At 63.0% G+C, this 21461-nt stretch carries 16 protein-coding genes and 1 riboswitch; of the genes, 7 read left to right on the top strand and 9 right to left on the bottom strand.

Annotated elements, in window-relative coordinates:
- The first annotated feature begins 300 nt into the window (after positions 1–300).
- From H6718_05310 to sppA, 3 genes are all read left to right on the top strand, one after another.
- The gene (locus tag H6718_05310; GenBank protein MCB9584791.1) at positions 301–876 is read left to right on the top strand and encodes a thermonuclease family protein; all 576 of its coding nucleotides are present in this window, start codon (positions 301–303) and stop codon (positions 874–876) included.
- Positions 873–1910 carry an NAD-binding protein gene (locus H6718_05305; protein ID MCB9584790.1) on the top strand — a complete coding sequence of 346 codons (1038 nt, stop codon included), beginning with the start codon at positions 873–875 and terminating at the stop codon, positions 1908–1910. Before H6718_05310 ends, H6718_05305 begins: the two co-directional genes overlap by 4 nt.
- A 78-nt stretch (positions 1911–1988) precedes the next feature.
- Complete coding sequence (sppA, locus tag H6718_05300; protein ID MCB9584789.1) at positions 1989–3758, top strand: signal peptide peptidase SppA; 1770 nt, start codon at positions 1989–1991, stop codon at positions 3756–3758.
- Positions 3759–3902: 144 nt separating this feature from the next.
- Here sppA and H6718_05295 read toward each other — a convergent pair whose 3' ends face one another.
- Positions 3903–5297 carry a hypothetical protein gene (locus H6718_05295; GenBank protein ID MCB9584788.1) on the bottom strand — a complete coding sequence of 465 codons (1395 nt, stop codon included), beginning with the start codon at positions 5295–5297 and terminating at the stop codon, positions 3903–3905.
- A 196-nt stretch (positions 5298–5493) separates the two neighbouring features.
- Positions 5494–5685: riboswitch (cobalamin riboswitch) on the bottom strand.
- 480 nt (positions 5686–6165) lie between these two features.
- Here H6718_05295 and H6718_05290 point away from each other — a divergent pair.
- Both H6718_05290 and H6718_05285 read left to right on the top strand, forming a co-directional pair.
- Entirely contained in the window at positions 6166–7857 is a 1692-nt protein-coding gene (locus H6718_05290) for a protein kinase (protein MCB9584787.1), read from the top strand.
- A gap of 151 nt (positions 7858–8008) precedes the next feature.
- Complete coding sequence (locus H6718_05285) at positions 8009–8683, top strand: hypothetical protein (GenBank protein ID MCB9584786.1); 675 nt, start codon at positions 8009–8011, stop codon at positions 8681–8683.
- Here H6718_05285 and H6718_05280 read toward each other — a convergent pair.
- The 4 genes from H6718_05280 to H6718_05265 form a co-directional block, all read right to left on the bottom strand.
- Entirely contained in the window at positions 8638–9258 is a 621-nt protein-coding gene (locus H6718_05280; protein ID MCB9584785.1) for a hypothetical protein, read from the bottom strand. The genes H6718_05285 and H6718_05280 overlap by 46 nt on opposite strands.
- The gene (locus tag H6718_05275; protein ID MCB9584784.1) at positions 9255–9926 is read right to left on the bottom strand and encodes a DUF4390 domain-containing protein; all 672 of its coding nucleotides are present in this window, start codon (positions 9924–9926) and stop codon (positions 9255–9257) included. The genes H6718_05280 and H6718_05275 overlap by 4 nt, the downstream gene beginning before the upstream one ends.
- Before the next feature lie 77 nt (positions 9927–10003).
- On the bottom strand, positions 10004–11701 hold the full coding sequence (locus H6718_05270) for a BamA/TamA family outer membrane protein (GenBank protein ID MCB9584783.1): 1698 nt from the start codon (positions 11699–11701) through the stop codon (positions 10004–10006).
- Positions 11702–11882: 181 nt separating this feature from the next.
- The gene (locus H6718_05265) at positions 11883–13847 is read right to left on the bottom strand and encodes a hypothetical protein (protein ID MCB9584782.1); all 1965 of its coding nucleotides are present in this window, start codon (positions 13845–13847) and stop codon (positions 11883–11885) included.
- Between the two features lie 236 nt (positions 13848–14083).
- Here H6718_05265 and H6718_05260 point away from each other — a divergent pair, with 236 nt between their 5' ends.
- Positions 14084–14899 carry an SDR family NAD(P)-dependent oxidoreductase gene (locus H6718_05260; protein MCB9584781.1) on the top strand — a complete coding sequence of 272 codons (816 nt, stop codon included), beginning with the start codon at positions 14084–14086 and terminating at the stop codon, positions 14897–14899.
- Positions 14899–15996 (top strand): serine/threonine protein kinase, encoded by a 1098-nt coding sequence (locus tag H6718_05255; GenBank protein MCB9584780.1) that lies wholly within the window; start codon positions 14899–14901, stop codon positions 15994–15996. The genes H6718_05260 and H6718_05255 overlap by 1 nt, the downstream gene beginning before the upstream one ends.
- A gap of 143 nt (positions 15997–16139) precedes the next feature.
- Here the strand turns inward: H6718_05255 and H6718_05250 are convergent, their stop codons facing one another.
- The 4 genes from H6718_05250 to H6718_05235 all read right to left on the bottom strand — a co-directional run bounded on the left by H6718_05250 (position 16140) and on the right by H6718_05235 (position 21369).
- Entirely contained in the window at positions 16140–16553 is a 414-nt protein-coding gene (locus H6718_05250) for a hypothetical protein (protein MCB9584779.1), read from the bottom strand.
- A gap of 365 nt (positions 16554–16918) precedes the next feature.
- Complete coding sequence (locus H6718_05245) at positions 16919–18835, bottom strand: malto-oligosyltrehalose trehalohydrolase (GenBank protein MCB9584778.1); 1917 nt, start codon at positions 18833–18835, stop codon at positions 16919–16921.
- Positions 18832–20340, bottom strand: a complete 1509-nt coding sequence (gene malQ / locus H6718_05240; GenBank protein ID MCB9584777.1) for a 4-alpha-glucanotransferase — start codon at positions 20338–20340, stop codon at positions 18832–18834. The genes H6718_05245 and malQ overlap by 4 nt, the downstream gene beginning before the upstream one ends.
- Before the next feature lie 111 nt (positions 20341–20451).
- Complete coding sequence (locus H6718_05235; protein ID MCB9584776.1) at positions 20452–21369, bottom strand: TerC family protein; 918 nt, start codon at positions 21367–21369, stop codon at positions 20452–20454.
- Positions 21370–21461: the final 92 nt, after the last annotated feature.

Genomic DNA, 21461 nt, shown 5'->3' with positions numbered 1-21461 from the left:
TGTCCGCTGAATCGGACGGCGCTGCGACTTCCGACGGCCAAGTCGAAGCGCGGCCTTGGCTCGACCGTTGGGTGAACGGGGTGGCCGTCGTGTGATCGCGCTGGCGCCTAGCTCCGTAGCCGAGCGAGCCCCGTAGCCCCGGAAACATATCCACCGGCGCTACCGCAGATGGACTCCGCTGGATCCTGGTCCGGCGTTTCGAGGTCCCTGGGCGCTGCTCGAGCGTTTTCGCCGTCGAGCCCGCTCTGCGCAGGGTGCAGGCGCTCGCGTTCGTCGTTTGTGGTGTGTTAGCGTGCCGCCGTGGATCGAGGCACGCGGTCGTTTTGGCTGCTAGTGGTGGTCCTCCTTGCTGCATCCGTTGCCTTTGGTTTCGGGGCGGAAGGGCGCCGTCGTCAGGTACAGACCAGTGAGTCGAGTCTCACAACGGGGGACGTTGTCGGGCTCGTCGAGGTCGTGGACGGAGATTCGCTCGTCGTTGACAAGGGTGGACAACGAGTCGCGGTGCGACTCATCGGCATCAAGGCGTTCGATCCCAAGAACGACCCCGGCGAGACTTCGCGTTTCGGTCGTGAGGCCGTGAGTGAGCTCTCCCGGCTGTTGCAGGACAAACCGATTCGAGTTCTGCTCCACGATCCACCGACCGATGCCCACGGGCGCACCCTGGCTGAACTCTTCGTAGACGACCAGGACGTCGCGCTCGACATGGTCAGGCGAGGTCTGGTCCTCGTGTACACCGTGTACCCTTTCGGCTCGATGAGCATGTACTTGCAGGAGCAAGCGAAGGCGAAGGCGGATCGTATTGGCTTGTGGTCCGAGCCGAGCGTGGCCAAGCGGGCTGAGCTACTTAGCCGGGAGTGGAGCCGGCAGTCGAAATGACCATCCTGCTCCGATTTTTTTCCCGGCGGTTATTGAGAACGCCGCCTGCGCCCTTTCGTGTGGGGGTCTTGATCGTCGCCGTGCTGCTCTACGGCGCAACGGGCTTCCTATTTTTCGAGTTGCCAAACAAGCCCGACCTCGGTTGGGGCGACGCGTTCTGGTACTCGTTCGTGACCGTAACCACTGTTGGCTACGGCGATTACTATCCCTCCACTTGGGAGGGGAGGTTCTTCGTCGCGGTACCGCTGATGTTCTTCGGCATTGGCCTGCTCGGCTATGTGCTGTCTCTAGCGGCAAGCGCGCTCGTCGAGGCGAAGACCAAGGAGGTGCGAGGAATGAGCTCTCACAAGCTGCAAGACCATCTGGTTGTCTTCAACTTTCCCGGGCTCGCGAAGTTCGAGCGGCTGCTCTCCGAGCTGCGCGCTGACACCAAGTTCGGTGCGTTGCGCGAGGTGGTGCTCGTCGACGAAGAGCTTCCGGAACTGCCAGTCGAGCTCGTGGAGCGCCACGTGCATTTCGTACGCGGAAATCCAACTCGAGACGAGACACTGTCTCGCGCGAGTCTCGACGAGGCGCACTACGCCATCATCTTGGCGAAGAACCCCGGAGATCCACACTCGGACAACCTGAGCGTCGCGATCACACTGGCGGTCGAGGCGCGCACCGCCGGAGTCCACACCGTGGTCGAATGCGTCGATTTTGCGACGCAAGAGCTGCTGCGTAAGGCGGGGTGCGACTCGATCGTGTGCACCTCACGCTTCGACGCCCACTTCATCTCTCACGAACTCCTGAACCCTGGGGTGCAGGAGCTGCTCCACGAGCTGACCAGCAACTCCCACGGGCAGCAGCTTTATCTGACGCCTGCAAAGGGGGAGGGGCGATTCTCGACATTGAGCGAGCGTTGCGTCAAACAGGGGCACCTCCCTGTGGGCCTGCTTCGAAAAGGGGAGACCTTGCTCAATCCGGGGCAGGAGTTTCCCGTGGAGCCGGGCGACGCACTGATCAGCATTGGCCCGACGCGACTGAGTCTCTAGCCGGCAGATTCGCCGAACCAATCAGGACTGCGCTGGTTGCCGATTGACGGCGCAAGGCGAAAGGCGAAGGTTTCGCGCGTGCGCTTCCTTTGGTCTTGTGTCGTCAACCTTTGGCTCCTGTTTTGGTGGCCCCTGCGCGCCCTGCGTGCGCGCTCAGCTTCGCCGCGGGGCGGCTATCTCGCGCTGAAGCTGGACGGTGGCGTCGTCGAGATCGCCGCTCGTCGTCGCTTCTGGCAGCGCGGTCCACGGGTGGTTTCCGTTCACGCGCTACGCGAGGCGTTGGAGGTTGCCGCGCGGGATCCTCGGGTGCGCGGGTTGGTGCTCAGCTTCCGTCACGCTGCCCTCGGCGCCGCGGTCGCCACGAGCTTGCGCGATGTGCTGCAGGCGTGGCGCACGAGTGGGAAGCTCCTGATCGCCTACCTGCCTCTGGGAGCGGGTAACCGCGAGCTGTACGTCGCCTCCGTGGCGGATCGAGTCTTCCTCGGGCACGAAACATGGGTATTACCGCTCGGATTTTCAGTCGACTCGCCCTACCTCAAGTCGACGCTCGATCGCATCGGGGTCGAGCCCGATGTGTACTCGCGGCGGGAGTACAAGACAGCCATGGAGTTCGTCACCCGCAGCGAGATGAGTGAGCCCCAACGGGAGCAACTCGGTGCTCTGCTCGACGACGCCTACGAGCGGCTCATCGACGCCCTGGCGAAAGGGAGGGGAGTTGACACAGACCGGGCCCGTGAGTGGGTTGACGGAGCGCCATATGACGCGGACGACGCCGCGCGCGTCGGGCTGGTGGATGGGGTGGTCGATGACGACGCGCTACTGAAGATTCTCGCGAGCGAAACCCTAGAGCTTCCATCGGGTTCCGACGCGGGCAACGCGCGCCTGACTTCCGTCGCGGGCTACGCGAGGCGGCGGCGCCTGGCGTTTCGACCTTTCTTGCGCCGGCCCTACATCGCAGTCGTGGAGATGCGAGGAGCTATCGTGGGCAAGAGTCCTGGGGCACCTCAACTCGGTGAGTTCGTTGTTGATGATGACTTCCGAGAGATCCTCGAGGAAGTGGGCGATGACCCTAAGGCGCTCGGAGTCGTTGTGCACATCGACTCACGAGGTGGCAGCGCGCTCGCTTCAGATCGCATTCTCAGGGCAGTGAGGAAGCTTGGTGTTGGCAAACCGGTGGTGGCTTACATGGGCAACATCGCCGCCAGTGGTGGCTACATGATCGCCCTCGGCGGCCAGGAAGTCATCGCTCAGCCATCGACGATCACCGGCTCGATTGGTGTGGTCGCGGCACGCTTGATCGTCGAGCGCTTGGCGTCCCGTCTCGGGGTGAGTTTGCAGCGGGAGTCCCGCGGCGCACACGCTGGCATGCTGTCCCCGTTTCGTCCTTTCAGCGAGAGCGAGCGCGCGCGCTTCGAGAGCCTGATCGATGCGGGCTATCGGCGCTTCGTCGGCTCCGTCGCGGAAGCGCGAGGTAAGGCTTTCGATGAGACCGAAGCCATCGCCAGGGGGCGCGTGTGGAGCGCAACGGCTGCCAAGGAACGGGGACTGGTTGACACGCTTGGGGGGCTCGATCGTGCCATCGAATCTGTGCGGCAACGTGTTGGGCCGAAGGCTGGGCGGGCTGAGGTGCTTGCGGTTGCACCAGTGCACATTCCGTCTCCGCTCACGCTGGCCATGGGGGGCGCTCACTCCGCGTTCCGGTCCAGGTTGCTCGAGCGACTGGCTCCGGAGGTCGAGCGTCAGGTGGTCTTGCTTGGCCTCGGCCTGATGTCCCGAGGTCTTCCCGACGCACGCCCAGAGTTCCCGGAGTTGTTGCTCTGGTGTGACGCCCAGGGACCCTGGGATTGAACCGTTAGCTGCTGGTCTCACCAGCCTGGCCAACGGCGCGAAGTCTAGCTGCAGAGGAAGGGCGGCGAGCTAGAAACATGTCCGCACGGAATTGCTCGCTGGCAGGGCGTTGGGAAACACCTGCCAGCGATGCGCGGACGATCGTCAGGGCCGATACGTCGACCCGCTCGTGTAGGCCAAGGAGGTCGCGAATGGGTTCTGTGTGACCACGCTGCGTGTGCCGTTCGTCGCGTCCACACTGACGACCTCGAACGTGGTCGTTGAGCCGTCGGACACGCTGTCGACGCCGTACAGCGTGCCGTTGCCGTCGGTGGTCGTCGAGCCGGGGACGAACGCTACCAGGGCGCCCAGGGTCGTCTCGGCGGGCTTCCAGCTGTGCCATTCTTCGGTGAAGCCGACGAAGCTCTGAATGAGTGCTGCGTCTGGGTTCCACAGCAGCGTCGAGTAGAAGGCATCTCCCGCTGGCTTGAGTGCTTCCGTTTGGCTCAAGTCGCTGAGTTGGATCGCGTTGACGCCGAGCGCGCTGCGTTCACTCGCTCCGCTCGTGAAGCAACCTGAACTCAACACGTAAAGGGTGTCGTCCGTGGCGGAGTAGTGAACCGATGTCGGACCAACGTGAAGTAGCTCGAGGCCCTCGCCGGCGGCGGACCCGTTGAGATCGACGATGCTATCGTCGCTCACGTCGATGGCCATGAGTAGGCTCTTGCTCGTGCAAGCAAGCTGGTAGTCGGGCGCCACGATTGTGCCCAGGTCGATACGCGCAAGCGTAAACCAAATGCGATTCCTCGAGGAATCAAACCAGGCGTAGTCGGGCTCAACGCCGCCGTCGGTGTCGAGCGCGTCTGCATAGCCCGTCAGATCGATGGTCTTGACCAGCGTGCCACCTTCCAAGTCGAGCACCGCAAGGTGTCCGCTGTCGTACAGCGGGACATAAGCCTTCAGCGGGCTCGTGCCTTGGGCGATCACGACGTCGTGGGGGTTCTGGCTCGATGCGTTGGCGACCGCCCCGCTGAGGTCGATGGTGCCAGTGGACTTTCCGTCGTCGTCGAGGGGATGCACGAGCGCCGTGGTGCGCTCGATGGCGAAGGCACGGTTGCCCGAGACGGAGACGACGCTATCGGGATCGCTGAGTTCGAGGCCTGCCGTCTTCGTCCCGTCCAGCTTGAGGGCCACGATCTCCGTTGCCGTGGCGAAGTCGGTGACCGAGACGAACAACCGAGGTTCGCTCGTGACTCCTCCAGCACCCGCGGAACCCGCGCTTCCGGCCGCTCCGCTGCTTCCGGCCGCTCCGCTGCTTCCGGCCGCTCCGCTGCTTCCGGCCGCTCCGCCGCTGTTCCCTCCGACCCCAGCGGTCCCAGCGGAGCCCCCGGTTGCCCCGCTCCCAGAGCTCGCGCCGTTGCCGCTGGTGCCAGCGGATCCGGCAGCGCCTCCTGTCGATTGACCAGCGCTACCGCCAGCGCCGCCGATGATGGGCTCGTCGTCTCCGCAGCCGCTGGTAAGGACCAAGAAGGCTAAGGAAATCAGGGTTTTATGCTTCATTTGTACCTACTTTTTTCGTCGCCGCCCGCGACGTAGGGCTCTATTGGGGCAGCGAAGGTAGGCGAAGCTTCCAGAAGGCGGCGGCGCCCCGAGCGGGGTGTAGACCGGCCTCAGCAACACCCGACTCTGACACCCCGCAGAGCAATTGGATGGTTGGATAACCCTTTTGGGTTACCGCGAGATCCTCGTTGGGCTCGGTCTCCTGACTCCCGGCTCTTGCCTCGGGTGAGCCTTCCCAGGCCCCCGGTCGTGAGGGGTGCGCTTCAACGTGCACCCCCAACGATTCAGGGGTTTCTAGTGGCGTTTCGTCGATCTGCGTGCAGCACCGACGATCACCTTCGTACCGGATACAGTGGCGGGGGCCGTGCTGGCTTTGCACCAGCTTCCCTTGCCTTTGAGGAGTGCCGCCTAGCGACACGGGGCCCGCATAGCACGCTTGCCCGGCGCACCGTCCAGGGAACCTGCAACCTCGGGCTCAAAAACCCTTGGCGCCCCTCTGTCCTCGCTTGACTCGACAGCTGCACTTGACCTGAAAACCCGCGCCTGACTCCAAAACCTCGCTGATGCGCCGCACTGGCAGACGCGGAGCAGCCCGGCTGTCCGCCGTCCCAACCATCAGGCGCACACTGGGCCCAGATACTGGCAGAAAGCGTCCTTGGGGCGCTCCTCACCCCCAAACCCCCTTTCGATTGCAGAACAGTCACAGATCGACGAGTCTACGAACCTCCACTACGCGCCGCTAAAGGTGCGAGGTGACACGTACTTATCGCCATCAAAGCTGACGCGGCTCCAACCTTCTTCGGGGGGATGAGGACTCGGTCGGTTCGAGGGCACGACAAGGCAGCACTACAGGTAAGCTCTTTCCGGCATGGCTGGCGCACGCAACCTTCCCCCTCTCGGTCACGGGACAATCGTCAACGACCGCTACGAGATCCGACAGAGCCTCGGCAAGGGTGGCATGGGCGAGGTGTTCCTCGCGTACGATCGGAGCACGCAACAAACCGTTGCTCTCAAGATCGTGCGTGAAGAGAGCCGCATGCCTGGCGACGACGAGGCGCTCCGCCAAGAGCTGCTGCTCGCTCGCAGCGTGAGTCATCCGAACGTGTGTCGCGTTCATGATTTGGCCCCCAGTCCTTGGGGCCCGATCTTGGTGATGGAGCACATTCCCGGCCAAACGCTCCACACCCATATCCGGCGGCGCAAGGCTCAGGGCGGTTACACCTCCGATGAGTTTCGCAAGATCGCAAGCGAGACGACCGCGGGGCTGGCAGCCATCCATGCTCAGGGCCTGGTGCACGGAGACTTGAAGCCGGGCAACGTGATGGTCACGGCTGACAAGGCGGTGATCCTGGATTTCGGCTTCGCGCAGGAGCGCGCGCGTTTGAGCGCTCGTCGACCTGGTGCGCCTCCAGATGGTGGAACCCCGAACTACATGGCGCCCGAGCGCCTGCGGTCCGGCGGCGCGAGCTCGGAGGACGATGTCTACGCGCTGGGCTTGACCCTTTGGGAGATGTGGACCTGCCGTGTGCCGGAGCCCGGCTACCGTCCACGCTCCAAGCCGATGCGCTCGCAGATCATGTTCGACGTTCCCGCAGGGCTGAGCGTCGACGAAATCAAGCAGATTTTCCGCTGCTTGAGCGAAGACCCAAGTATGCGCGTCGAGGCGCGCCACTTGCGCTTCTTCAATCCTTCCGCGCTGACCACCAGCCAGGTTCAGATCCCCAGGGAAAGGCTATCACCTGGGCCCCCGCTCGGTCGTTCGGTGACCGAGGCCTTCACTCCAGGGACCCAAGCGCTGCTCGTGACCTTCGCGACGAACGCTCCCGAGGTTGCGGGGACGCTGTGCGCTTTGGACAAGCCCCAGATCACGATCGGCCGGCGCAGCAATCAGGATCTGACGGTGCCGGAGGCGACCGTGTCTGGCCAACACGCGGTTGCGCGTTGGCACTCCGGATCGTGGATTTTCGAAGATCTGGGGAGCACGAACGGCACGTATGCCGACCACAGCTTCGACCGTAAGAAGACGGTGACCCTGCTTCACGGCAACGAGATTCAACTCGGGGAATGCCGAGTGAAGCTGGTGAGTTTTCAGAATGGTTCGCCGCAGCACGAACGAGCGAAAGCCTACCTGCGGCGTCGCGATGGCCTCACCGGACTGCTACAGCGCGATCAGTTGATTCGTAGCCTCCAAGATGAGCTGCAGTTTTCCGAGTGGAATGATGTGCCCTTGAGCGTCGCGCGCTATGAGGTTCGGGGTCCGAATCGTCTGGTAAGCGAAAGACCCACGATCTTGGAAATGCTGGCGCTGCGTCGTGCGGCGCAACGAGTCGTGGAGCTTACAGAGATGCTCCTGTTGAGCCTTACTCCGGCGACCGCGGGACGCATCAGCCCGCTCAAGTTCGCTGTTTCAATGAGCGGACCTAGCATCGATGAAGCGCGACACGTGGTCGAACAGGTCGTGTCTCAGGTGCAGGGTCTAATGCCCGAGGCGCTTGACTTGGCCGCGACAATCGTCAAAGCCGAACCCGGACAACCGGTGCACTCGCTGCTCGACAGCTGAGATTGTGCTAGCGCCGGGGCGGCGTGCGGGCAGTGTCCGTCGCCGACCCGAACCTTTTCACTGGTCGAGCCAGCGCGAGACCACTAGCTCCGCAGCGTGCGGATAGTCACCCAGCAGCTGGGTGCCTCGAACCAAGTCGATCGACTTAGGCATGCCTGGAACCCGCCCCTCTTTTCCTGTTCCCAGTGAACCCAGCCTCCGCCGTCTCGGCGTTGGCGGTAGCAGTGGCGGGAGTGGTGGTGGTGATCGCCCGCTGCGCGCGCAGCTCGTCGTGGCGGTTTGCATCGCGCTCGTCGTTATCGCGTTGCCGCTCTATTTCCTCAGAAGGCCAAGCGGTCACACGCTTGCGAACGCTAGCGCTAGTGCTTCCGCAGCGTTGGCTCCGTCGAGCTTGCCGATCTTTGCGATCGACGCGGGCACTCAAGAGGAGCGAGTGCGCCTCGGACCTGTGCAGCGAGTGAAGTGCTCCGCTTCTCCCGCGGCCAAGGGCCAAGAAGGAGCGCTCTGCGACAAGCTCCCCTTCTTCGAAGAAGCCCTCGCCAAAGCGGTCAAAGACAACGTGGACTGCGCGCCGAAGACCGGTAAGGAGGGGAGCATCAACTTCGCGATGTCGATCGACTTCGACAAGAAGCGAATCAGCGTCTTTCCTGGTCAAAGTGGAGACTGGCGTGGCCCTCAGGCCAAGCGTACGACCCAATGCGTGAGTCGATCCCTACCGCCCGCGCAGTGGGACACGATCCAGCACCAGTATCGCTACTACCTGTTCGCAATCCTTGCGACCTACCCGGTTCCACCGCCATCCGAGGGGCCACCCACCTTCGAGTGATCCGCGCCGAAGCTGAGGTTACCCGTCAGACGTACCTCGCTCACGGCGGCCCCAAGCACCTCCCGGCGTCGACTTGGCGGTGTCACATCACGCAGCGCGGCGAGTCGTGCGACGTGGGATGCGGTGTCGCTACGGGCGAATAGCGTCTCGAGTTCCTGGCGTAGTCGACGGCCCAGAGCCGGCGCGCGGCCATTGGTGGAGATCGCGATCGTCAGATCGCCGGCCTTGGCTTGAGCGAGGTGGGAATAGCTCGCTTGAGGCTGGTCGACGGCACAAAAGAACACTCGATGCTCCTCTGACTCTTGGAAGATCCTCGTCGCCAGCTCCTCGTCCGTGTCCACGAGCACAGCCAACCACGCCTCGCGCAGATCGCCTTGCTCATAGCCGCGCGGAATATGCTCCAGCTCGCTGCGCGCTCGTGCGCCCTCTAGATCCGGGCTCAGCGTTGAAGCCACGATGCGCACTCGCGCGCCTTGGTCCAGCCACGCCTTTGCTCTCTGCGCCTGTTCTGCTCCGCTTCCGAACACGATGCACAGTCGCCCAGTGAGCTTTAGACCTACGGGGAACACGCTCATTTCTTCTTCTTTTTCTTCTTCTCTCGAGGCACGACCGCCGGAGTGCTGAAGTTGAGTTCCTTCTCTGCTTTGCCGATGCGCTGAAGAAAGAGACCGGTGAAAGTGCTGAAGAGCGCGTCGCCGGGGGCGGCGGTACCCGTACCTGAAGGCCGCGAGACCCAGCGCTTGAGCTGCTTGAGCACTTCGTCCGACACAGGATTCACCTGCACCTTCGTCACGGCGTATACGGCTTGTCCCGGTGACGCCTGAGAACGGTCGGCGACGAGCAATGACCGCGCTTTACCACATCGTCGCAGCACGCCGCTCAGCGCCGCGACCCAGCGCCGCTGCCGTGAACCAGGCTGCGTAATTTCCACGCGGTAAGCTTCTTTCCAGACGTGCCAGGTGATCTTGCAGGTCTGAACCGTGGTGGAGATCGGCTCCTTGACTCCAGGGCGATAGATCGTACCCGTGAAGACGATGGTCGTGGGAAGACCGCGCTTGAGCTTCTTCTGGATCTCGTCGTCGACGATGTCGGTGAACGACACCGACATGTACAGACCCTTCTTGTCGGCGTCCCAGTGGAAGCGAGCACGCCGCCGTTGCTCTTTCGCTTCGTCCTTGTCCTTATCCTGGGCATGAGCGGGCCGCGGTGAGACACCACTCAAGGTCATGAAGGTCAGCAACATGACCAACCAGAAGCGCAACCTCGAAAGAGCGCTCCGAACCGTTCGAGGCAGAGCGACCCGCGCAGCCTCGGGCCGCCTCATGGGTTCTCACCTTGAATCGGTGGGATGAACCCGAGCGCGTTGGAGAACGCAAACGCGAATCCGCCAGCGCTCGTATCAATGCGGAAACCCAAGTTGCCGGTTACATCGATCGGCGCGCGTGCCAGGCCCGAGTAGCCTGATGCTGGACGCTCGAAATCGACGGGGTTCGCTACGGCGTATACGCCCGCGCTGGCGAAGAAGTCGATGCCGTAGACGGAGCGCGAACCGCGGTAGAGCGGGATGCGGTACTCGGTGCCGATGCGGCCCGCGTAGCGCCCGTACCGAACCTCTTGAATCGCCGTACCCAGCAGGTTGGGTGGGGGTCTGCGATCGAAGTTCAGTCCGAGTACGCGCGCTGGGAGGAAGTCGCTGAAGTCACCGACGTAGTACTGCTCGAAGAACGGCGCGTCGCCGCTGATCGCGCCGCCGAAGAGCGACAGCGAGATCACATGATCCCAAGGTAGCTCCCACCACTTGGAGAGCTTGAGTTCCACACGCTCATAAGGGTAGTCACTCCCCGCGGGCGTGAGGCTCACCTCCGTCATTGCCTGAAGGAACCACCCGTGGGAAGGCAGCACCGGTTGGTCGCGGGTGTCATGTTCGAGTGAGGCCCGCAACGTCGACAGCACACTCGGTCCTCGAATGATGTCGAAGTCGATCGGTTCGCGGGTCTCTCCCCGGACATGAGAGGCGGCGTCAGGAGGTGTGGCGTCGATGGACTCCAGCCGGTAGTGGAGCCAGAGCTGTGTAGAGATCGAAAGATCCCGACCGACGCCCAGTGCACCACCAAAGCGCTTGTACTGCACCGTCGCGTGTTCGGTGACTCGCTCCGTATCTTGCGCCGGCGCGACATAACGCACGTCGGAGTTCCCGAAGAAGTCGCGGGCGTCGTTGAAAAGCAGTTCGCCGCCGGTCATCCAGGTGGAGCCGAGAAACGCTGGATCCAAGAAGCGCACTCGCAGCGCGAGCTGACTGCTTGCGAGTCCCACGGCGCCACCGAGCAAGATACCGGTACCAGCGAGGTTGGTCTCCGCCGCGTCCAGCCCAGCGTACGGGGTGAGGGGCTTTGGCGTGCCGTCGTTGTCTGCGTCCTTCGAAAGCCCCATCCAGAGGTCATTCACGACGAACGTGTTGCGCTCAACGACCTCTATGACGAGGATGACCTTGCCGCCGGCGTTGCCTTTCCTGAGGGAAAACTGAACGTCGCGGAAGAAGCCGGTGCCCAAGAGGCGATAGCGTGTGAGCTCGATCGCAGGGTCTTCGACGTCCAGTACGTCCCCGACGTGAAAGGGGACATAGCGCAGCACCACGCGATCCCGAGTGCGGGTATTCCCGCGGATCTCCACAGCCTCGAGTGTGTAGCGCAGGGACTGATCTTCGAAGTCGCTGCGCGGCTCGCTCTTGCGTCCTGCGCCTCCTGGTGGTGATTCGGTGTCGTCGAGCTGATCGTCCTCGTCGTCTCGATCCTCCTCTGAGTCGTCGTCGTCGTCCGCCTTCGGCGGGTCGGCTGTTGTGTCTTCAGGGCGTCCGGACCCCCAGGTGGAAGGCGCGTCTTCATTGGGCGTTTGCGCGCTCGCTCGATCGACCCAAAGGCAGGCCAAAAGCGCGAAACAAGCCGCGACGAGCGCCGCCCTGGAGTTCATGTGGCGGTCGAGCCCAACGGCGGATCCAGTGTGGCCTCGAACCCAGAACACGACGCATGAGAGCATAGAAGCTCTACCGATTGGGACCAATCGTGTCTCCACTCGCTGGCGCTGCAGGGCCGCCTCGATTGGTGAACGAGTGGAGATCCGCCCAGGAGACCGGCCCCGCAAGCTTTCGAAGGAGTGACTAGCAGGGTGTTCGGAAAACGCCCTGCCAACCAACAGCATCTCCTTAGTTCACCCGGTCCACGTAGCGTGGAACGACGAGGTAGATGACCTTGATGCCGTCGGTTCCGCCCAGGGCTTGGCCGCCTGGTGTCTGCACCCTCAAGAGCGCTCGCAGCACGGTGAGCACCTTGGGCTTGAGCACTTTGTTCTCCGCAGTAACCTCGAACTCGACAGTCTTGTCTCCGCGAACGCCGTAGAACGTCGTGGCGTCGATCGTCGAGTAGGGCAACGGCGAGTCCGTGCTGGGCACCGGTGACACGCTCTGGATGAGCTTCGTGGCGTCGAATGGCATGCTCGTCATGTCATCGACCACGTTGTGAAACTCAGGGTCCGGAGTGCCGTTGCCGTCGCAGTCGATGTTGCCGGGGCAGTCGTAGCTGGTGGTGTTGGTGGTCACGTTGTTGAGACCTTGACCAGCGAGCAACCCGATTAGTCGCACGACCTCATCTGCCACGCTGCCGTTCGGCGTTGGGTCGTTCACGAGGGGTTCTTCTCGCCCACCGAAGGACGGGTCGAAGTAGAGGCTTCCAGTCTTCTTCGCGAGGTCGATCATGTCGGTGCGCGTGCCTGCGGCCGAGCCACCTCCGCCCGTCTGGACTGGTACACCGACGATCTTGGCGCCGATGCCGTTCATCGCGGAAACGACATCGGTGTACGTCTTGCTGCCCCCTGCGACCTGAGAATCGTAGTCGTTCGATGCGGTCGGGCCGTTGTGGAACTGGGCGTCGCTGATCAGGACGAAGATCGGCAGCTTGCCCGGGCGGAAGCACACCCGACCGAGCAGCCCGGGCGCGCAGTTCGCGTTGGCCGGGCTCCATACGCCGTTGTTCTGCGTTGGCGGGCCGCCCGTGAATGCGAACGGGGAGGCGTCCACGGCCATGAACATTGCCTGAGTGGCCGCTTCAGGCCCGTCCCCACCGCCTGCTGCTGTGAGGTTGTTGAGCACTGTCCTCACATTGTCTGGCGCGACGAAAGAGCCTGCGTTGTCTACAGGTGCGGTCAAGCTGCCGTCTACGTAGCTCCCTCCTGCGCAACCGTTGGCCGGATCACCGCCGATGCAGAAGTGGTTCTGGAAGGTCTCGTCCGGGGTGTTGCCGCCAGCATTCGACTGGCCGTAAGGAGGCCACGGGACGTCGCGGAACGAGCCCGCGCCGACGAATGCCCCTGGAATTGCGGGGATTGGAGGATTGGCGCTCGGGTTTCCGTTGAGGACGGTAGGGATGATTTTGGTATCGAGGGATGCCTTCACGTTGTCGATCGCCGCCTGCATACTCGCGGTCGTGTCGATCATGAAGTAGATGTCGGCATCCTTAATCCCTGTGGAAAAGCTAAACCGCTGCTTCTTGGGGCCGGTGTTCCAAGGCACGATGAAGTAGAGGGACGCATCGGTGGGCAAGCTGGTTGCGTCGCAGGGGTCGCTGCCCGCGGCGCTCTCGACCAGGTCGATCACGTCGTCTTCGTCACAATCACCTGCGACTCTGCAGTCCGTTGCACAGCCCTTGACCTCATCGTCGTCTGGGACGCCGTCACCGTCAGAGTCGTTGTCTTGGAAATCTGGCCCGTCCTCGTCGTCGTCAGAGTTGGCCACCGGTGAACACGGATCGGAGCGCTTGCCGCCTTTTCCGGTCGGCAAATTAGGATTGGTTGCTTCGTCTTCGTCGCTTATGCCGTCGTTGTCGCTGTCCAGGTCCAGCTTGTCGGGAGTGCCATCTCCATCGGTGTCTCCTTCACCCTCGATGTCATCCGCTATCGTGTCACCGTCACTATCCTCCGGGTCGAGGCACTCGGGATCCGGGTCGATGTTCGCGTCGATGAAACCGGAATCGGCAGGTCCGCCGCCTGTGCCGCCGTCCTTCCCACCGACGTTCGTCCCCGGGTTTTCATCTGCGCCGCTGCAGCCGTGGGCTGCGAGCAGCGCCAAGACGCAGGCACCACCGAGGAGAGAGAAGCTGCTAGCCGTCGCTTTCATGAATAAGCCCCAACCTCCGCCACACAGGGCGGCTGAAACCGCTCGCAGGATTCCGCGGGCGGACACAGTCAAGCCAAGCCCACGTTGAGGGGGCGTGGACTTCACGAGTCTAGCTCATGCGTACACAGGGCCGAAACGTCGTGCTCGCATGAACCGTGCATCCTGGTGGAGCTGCACCTGCTCGTCGTGGTAGGCATCACCAACGTCGGTTTTCTCTGACGTCGCTTAAGAGCCCTATGTCTTTGGCAGCCCCACTCAGCGGCAAAGTTGCCGTAATCACCGGAGCTTCTGCTGGAATCGGTCTGGAGATCACTCGCCAACTGTGGCGTGGGGGAGCGACCGTGGTGGTGGGCGCCCGTCGCACATCACGCCTCGAAGCGCTGGCCGAGGAGCTTGGCGAGCGAGTCGTACCGCTGCCACTGGACGTAAGTGACCGCGGGAGCTGCGCGGCATTCGTGAACGCGAGTCTCACGCAGTGCGGCACGCCGGACATCCTCGTCAACAATGCCGGGCTCGCTCGTGGGCTGGCGACTGTGGTCGATGGAGACGAGACCGACTGGCGGGAGATGGTCGAAGCGAACGTGATGGGCCTGATGCGCATCACTCAGGGGTTCCTCCCGGGGATGATTGAGCGAGGGCAGGGTGACCTCGTGCAGGTTAGCTCCGTGGCCGGTGTTCAGCCGTATCCCAAGGGTGCCGCTTATTGCGCGACGAAGGCTGCGGTGGACGCCTTCAGCTTTGCGCTTCGCCGGGAGCTCCTCGGCACCGGCCTTCGCCAGCTTGTGATCCAACCAGGAATGGTTGAGACAGAGTTCAGCGAAGTGCGTTTTCATGGGGATACGGAACGGGCGAAGCAGGTGTATCGCGGAGTCCAGCCGCTCACGCCGCAGGACGTTGCCGATGCCGTCTACTTCGCGGTAACGCGGCCACCCCATGTCTCGATTCAGACCCTGTTGATCATGCCGACCGCTCAGGTCACGGCAACCGAGACCGCGCGGGCCCCTGAACTCCTTGACGCCACGGCGGGTTCGGAGCGCGAGGGGGTTGAGTAGTGAGCTGGTCCGTCGACGCGCTACTGACCGACAAGTATCGCTTGCTCCGTCTGCTCGGCACCGGTTCGGCTGGGAGCGTGTGGGAGGCGGAGAACACTCTCGTTGGCAAGCGCGTGGCGCTGAAGATCCTGCATTCCCATCTCGCCGGACACGAAGAAATCCGTGCGCGTTTCTTGGCGGAAGCGCGGGCCTCCGCGCGGATCGCGAACCCGCACGTGGTCGACGTGTTCGACTTGGGCGAGACGCCCGACGCCACGCCCTTCATGGTCATGGAGCTTTGTGAGGGGGAAACGCTGAGTTCGATCATCGAACAACGCGGAGCGATGGGGGCCGCGTACGCTTGCGAACTTTTGATGCAGGTGTGCACCGCACTGGAGTCAGCTCACGCGCTGGGTATCGTGCATCGAGATCTGAAGCCTGCGAACGTGATGGTGATGCATCCGGCTCCGGACCAGCCCCACGCAAAGGTGCTCGATTTCGGTATCGCCAAGGGCGTGCATCCCGATGGTCAGGATCCGGAGGAGCAAGATGTATTCGGGACTCCTCACTACATGGCGCCCGAGCAGGCAGCGGGCGACCATGTCGATCACCGTGCGGATATCTATGCCGCTGGCGCAATCCTGTACGAGCTCTTGGCTGGGCGTCCGCCGTTTGACGGAAAAATGCCCTCTTTGGTCCTCGCGGACGTGCTGACCCGGCCCCCGGAGCCGCTTGGCAAATACGCTGTAGACCTGCCTGTCGGGATCGAAGAGCTCGTGAAGAAGACGCTCGCCAAGGATCCTCAGGATCGCCCGCCGTCGGCGCGCGCACTGCGCAACGCGCTTTCCGCATACTTAAGGCCTTCCAGCGCACCGAGCCCAGGGCCCACTGCAAGACAGGGAACCGTGCCTCCGTTGCCTCTGGTTTCAAAAAGCAAGAAGCCCACCCTCGAGTTGGTGCGTGACTCTTCGGTTCCGCCCCCACCATTTCCTTCGGGAACTGATCGCGGAGGCAACCCTTCGCCGCCACGTCCGGGGAAGCCTAAGTCCCCAGGTGTGAAGCTATCGCCCTCGTCCAAGAAGCGCCCGCCGCCGCCGCCACGCAAGCGCAAACCCTGAGTTCGCTGGCGAACCAGAGTTGCCGCTTCGAGCCAAAATGAGAGAAGCGCACCGGCGAGGATCAACCTCGCGGGCGCGCTCCGGAACTCAGCGGTCCTGCACCACTCTTAGGTGCAAGCACGGAGGCAGGTGCGCTGATGAGCTTAACGACGACCGGCGCTGTAGCGCGTCGCGCGTTTCTGGCCCTTCTTCTTCAGGCGTCCTTCGCGGAGGAGCTTCTTCACGGGGAGTGCCAGTTCCTTGGTGGGGATGGCGATTCCGCGACCGATTTCCTCGATGCTTGAGCCTGGGTTCTTCTCCACGAAGCCCACCAGCTTGTCCGCCATGTCGGCGAGCTCTGCGGCGGTGCGCTTTCCACCGCGCTTCTTCGCGCGCCTGGCGGCGGGAGCGGCTGTCGAAGCGCTTCCCTTTGGCCGACCCGGGCGACGGGGCGCGCTGGGAAGTGCTTGACCGAGGGCGGCCTGCACGTTTTCTAGAATTGCCTGATGGATCAAATCCGTTAGGTCCGCGACGAACGTTTCCACTCGCGCGCGGATCATGTCGTTGGTGTCAGCCATTGCGCGCACTTTCGCAATCGTCGTATCCGCGTGTCAACTCCCATGATGGCCTGCGAATAGAGAGTCGCGCCATGCCTCGTGGCTTATCCCCCTGGTGTCCTGCCTCCGTAGTTCGCTGTAAAACTCGCCGCCCCCTGAGGTGTGGGCGGACGAGTTTTGCGCCTTCGCACTACTTTTGAGACGAGGAAACGCTGTGTTGACTTGTTCAGCGAATCACAGATTCGCCTGACGAGCAGGGTGTTGAAAAACACCCTGCCGATCAACAACAACCCTGCTGGGGAAACACCAAGGGGAACTCCGCATTGCAGGCTGACTAGCAGGGCGTCCTCAACACCGTGCTTGGGAGCCGGACAAATCAACACCTGCTAGTCGACTTCGAGTTGAGGCGCTTCACCACTGCTGATCACGACAAGCGCGCTCGTTTTGGTGAAGGCAAATTTCGAAGCAGACTCGGAGACGCGTTCGGTTTGGTATGCGATGGTCATCTCGCTCCCACTCTGGGTCCTTAGACCCTGGCGTCCGCGAAACAGCCAGCGCTCGAGCAAGGTCTGCGGCAGCTCACGCTTAGCACTGGAATCCGCGCTCTCGTCCGGCAGGTGTGCGACCAAGAGGCCTCGACTACCGCCACTGATCGAGGAAATCGCGAGTAAATCGCCGTCCCACAGCACGCGAACATCGCGGTCTGCTCTGGCCTGAAAGCAAGCGTTGTGTGCGCGCAACTTCGTGAGTTGCCGCACTGCTCCCTGAAGGTAGCGGCCGCTGGGACTGCGTTCCTCGCGCCAGTCGATTCTGCTCACGGACCACGTCCGCGGTGCGGCTGGCGACAGATACCGCGCGGAATGCGAAAGTGATGCCTGCTCATGGCGTCGACCAGCGACCACCCGGCGCACCAGTCCAGGATCGCTGTGATCGATGAAATAGTGAAACGGAGTCGTGGCACCAAAGTCTTGGCCTTGGAAGAGCATTGGCACGAATCCGCTCAACAGCGTCACCACCATCAGCACTTCTTGAGTCGGCAAATCCGCGCTTCCGGCGCGTATACCACCGCCGATACCAGCGACTTGGTCATGGTTTTGAGAGAAGACGACTAGCTGATCCGCGCGGGCGCGACACGGCTCGCCGTGAAAGCGTTGCCGGAAGTCACTCCATTCGCCATTCAGAGACCACCCCTGCTCAAGCACTTTGGGCAGCGCCGACCGGTCCGCAAAATCGCAGAGGAAAGCGCTGCGATTTCCCGTCAGCCTTGCGATCAATGCGTGATGAAAGTCGTCGTTCCACTGGGCGTCGAAGCCAAGGCCGCACGGAGCTTGGGTGAGCACGCGATTCGCGTTCAGTTCACTCTCCGCGACGTTCAGATGCAGGGGGGCGTCGGGCAGCGCCTGGTTGATCTCCTGGAGAATATGAGTCGGGGAGCTATCGAAGATTTGCGCAATCGCGTCGAAACGAAACCCATCGATGCGAAACTCTCGACTCCAGTACAGGGTATTGTCGATGAAGAAACGCCGCACACACGCGGCTCCGGCCTCATCGAAGTTCAGCGCGTGGCCCCACGGAGTGTTGATTCTGGAGTTCGAGTACGGGCCGAAGTCAGAGGTGTTGTTGCCTTCCGGACCAAGGTGATTGAACACGAGGTCGAGGTACAGCGCGACGCCTGCGCGGTGACACGCTGCGACCAAGGTCGCTAGGCCCTTTGGGCCGCCATAGCTCGATTGAACCGCGTACGGAAACACACCGTCGTAGCCCCAGTTCCTGCGTCCCGGGAACTCGGCGATGGGCATCAGCTGCAGGGCATTGATGCCCAGGTCAGCGAGTCGCGGGATGTCCGAAGCAACGCCCGCGAAGTCTCCGGTTGGGGAGTACGTGCCGACATGCACCTGGTAAAGCACCAAGCGTTCCCGAGTGGGCCGCCTCCAAGTAGCGCTGCCCAGCTCGAGTTGACTGCTATCGAAGACACGTGAGGGGCCATGGACGCCGAACGGTTGCCAACGGGATGCGGGGTCTGCGCGACGCAGCGACTTGTCGAGGCGGAACGCATAGTCGCTTTCGGGGTCGCAAGTGAGCTCCCCCTCGAAGAGCCCAAAGCCGATCGGATCCAACGTCGCACGACGGTGAACGCGTAGCGAATCGAGCGCCCCACTCGACGCGCGATGCGTGTCCAGTAGCTCGACTTGGACGTGCTGCGCGCGGGGAGCCCAGACGCGGAATCGGGTGGTCCCGTTGCTGCTCGGGAACGCGCCCACGGGGAGGTCCGTGGGGTGCGGAGTACGCGACGTTCGGCTCATCTGTCGAAGGCGGCGCAGGTTTCAGCGAGCCACGCCGCGTCGGTGTCTTTGAGCGCGCCGGGTCGCAGCTGCCACGCCCAGTTGCCTTCAGTGGTGCCCGGCACGTTCATGCGCGCCCTCCCCCCCAACCCAAGCACATCCTGTAGTGGAAGAATCGCCAGCTGGCTCACGGAGCCAAGGCAGGCGCGCAGCAATGCGTGATGAGCTTTGCTCGGGGTCAGTTCCCCGAGGTATTGCTGAAGCTTGGCGCGCTCGGCTTGCCCTTGCGTCGTGACGCTGGCCTGAAGATCTTTGTACCAGCCGATCAGCGTGTTCGTGTCGTGGGTTCCGGTAACGGCGAGCGAGCGCTCGGGATAGAGGTGAGGCAGGTGCTGGCTGTCCTCGCCGAAGCCGAACTGGAGAACCCGCATGCCGAGCAGCCCGAAGTCGTCGCGTAGTCGTTCGACCTCCGGGGTCAAGATGCCGAGATCCTCCGCGATGAACGGCAAACCGCCCGGCTCGGCGCCGAGCTCGGCCTCCGCCGCTTCGAGGAGTGCTCTGCCCGGAACCCTGCGGAAACGGCCGTCGAGGGCCGAGGCGGCAGAGAAGGGGACTTCCCAGCAGCGAGCCAGACCGATGAAGTGGTCGATTCTCAGGGCGTGGAAGTACTCTAGGCAGCGCGCAAACCTCGCGAGCCACCAGGCGAAGCCCGTGGCTGCGTGGCGCTTCCAGTCGTAGATCGGATTGCCCCATAGCTGGCCGTCGGCGTTGAAGGCGTCCGCAGGGACGCCTGCGACCACACGCGGGGTGCCACCCTTGTCGAGTTTGAAGAGCTCGGGGTGTTGCCAAACATCCGCGCTGTCGCGGGCGACGTACATCGGTACGTCGCCCATCAACTGAATACCTCGCTCTTCGGCGTAGCGCCGCAGCGCGGATAGCTGTTGGTCGAAGCACAGCTGGACGAATGCCTGGTAGTCGACCTCATCCTGGAGTCGTTCCCGTGCGGCAACGAGCGCCCTGGGCTTGCGTTCGCGCAGTTCGCGTGGCCACTGCCACCAAGGCGCGCCTGCTTGTTCAGCGCGAATGGCAGCGAACAGGGCGAAGTCCTCTAGCCACGAAATGTGGCGCGCTCGAAAGCTGTCGAGGCGCCTTTGGCTGCCGCGCGCGCCTTTGAAGCGCGAGTATGCAGCGGCGACCAGGGAAGCACGTGAGCGTCGGGCCTGCCCTCGGGCTGACTCGAGTTCCTCCCGTGTGAGCAGACCAGCGCTGAATAGGTCGTCTGGGGAGAGTAGGTCGCTGGCACCGGCAAAGGCTGAAGAGCTGTCGTAGGGTGAGCTCCCGTTACCGGGAGGAACCACAGGGAGCATCTGCCACCACGACTGACCTGCGCGCGCGAGCCAGTCGACGAATGAGCGCGCAGCGGGGCCCAAATCACCGCCGAAGTAGTGTTCCGGACCTCGTCCGAGGTGGTGCAGGCTCGTGGGGTGGCACAAAACGCCGCATTGGCGGCGATCGAAAACGGACATTGGAACTCCGAAGCTCGCGCGAGTGGTGCCCCCGGGGAACGCCCCGGCACTCGACCTGACGCGAGCAGAGCAGTGCCCGTGCCTCGAATCAAGCCCCCAAAGTACCCGTCGCTACTCCTCGGTCGCGCTGTCCTTTGGTGGGAGCGCGTCCCCAGTGTCCGAACCGTGCCCAGGCTTGCGCAGCAGCGAGGCCACGACGCTCAGCGTGAGCAAGCTGCCGATGACCCCCAGGGAGACCCAGTTGCCGATGTGAATGTAGCTGTGCGCGACCATCTTCAGGCCGATGAACGTCAGGACGCCAGCGAGCCCATAGGACAGGTAGTGGAAGCGCCCCATCATGCCGGACAGCATGAAGTACAGCGAGCGCAGACCCATGATCGCGAAGATGTTCGAGGCGTACACGATGAACAGATCGTCGGAGATCGCGAGCACCGCGGGCACTGAATCCACCGCAAACAGCAGGTCCGTGAACTCGATCACGATCAGCACGAGGAACAGCGGCGTGGCGTAGCGCACGCCGTTCTTCACGGTGAAGAAGCGCTCGCCATCGAGCTCGGGAGTGGTTCGCAGGAATCGCTTTGCGAAGCGCAGCGCTGGGCTATTCGAGGGATCGATGTCGTCGTCGTCCCCAGAGATCGCGAGCTTCACCCCGGTGTAGATCAGGAAGCCGCCGAACAAGTACATGGTCCAGCTGAACTTCGCGAGCAGCGCTGCGCCAAGCAGGATGAACACGGCGCGCATGACAACCGCGCCGAACACCCCCCAGAACAGCACGCGCTGCTGGTGCTGATCTGGCACCTTGAAGTAGCTAAAGACCGCAAGGAAGACGAACAGGTTATCGACGGACAGCGACTTCTCGACGACGTACGCCAAGAAGAAGGGCACCGCCATGTTGCTGCCATGACGGACGTAGAGGTAGGCGTTGAACGCCAGCGACACACCAATCCAGGCAACGCTGCGTATGGCGGACTCGCGGAACGAGACGTGGTGCGAGTGACGGCCGAAGATCAGCAAGTCCAGGGCCATCATGCCCAGGACGCTTACGGCGAAGAGAATCCAGTCGGTGGTGTGGACGACGCTCACGAACCGCCGGTGCTATCACGTCGCCAGGAGGAGTGCAC

Source organism: Polyangiaceae bacterium (assembly GCA_020633205.1).
Lineage (GTDB): Bacteria > Myxococcota_A > Polyangia > Polyangiales > Polyangiaceae > JAHBVY01.
Note: the sequence above shows the minus strand (reverse complement) of the source record. Positions and strands in the feature narration are given on the sequence as shown.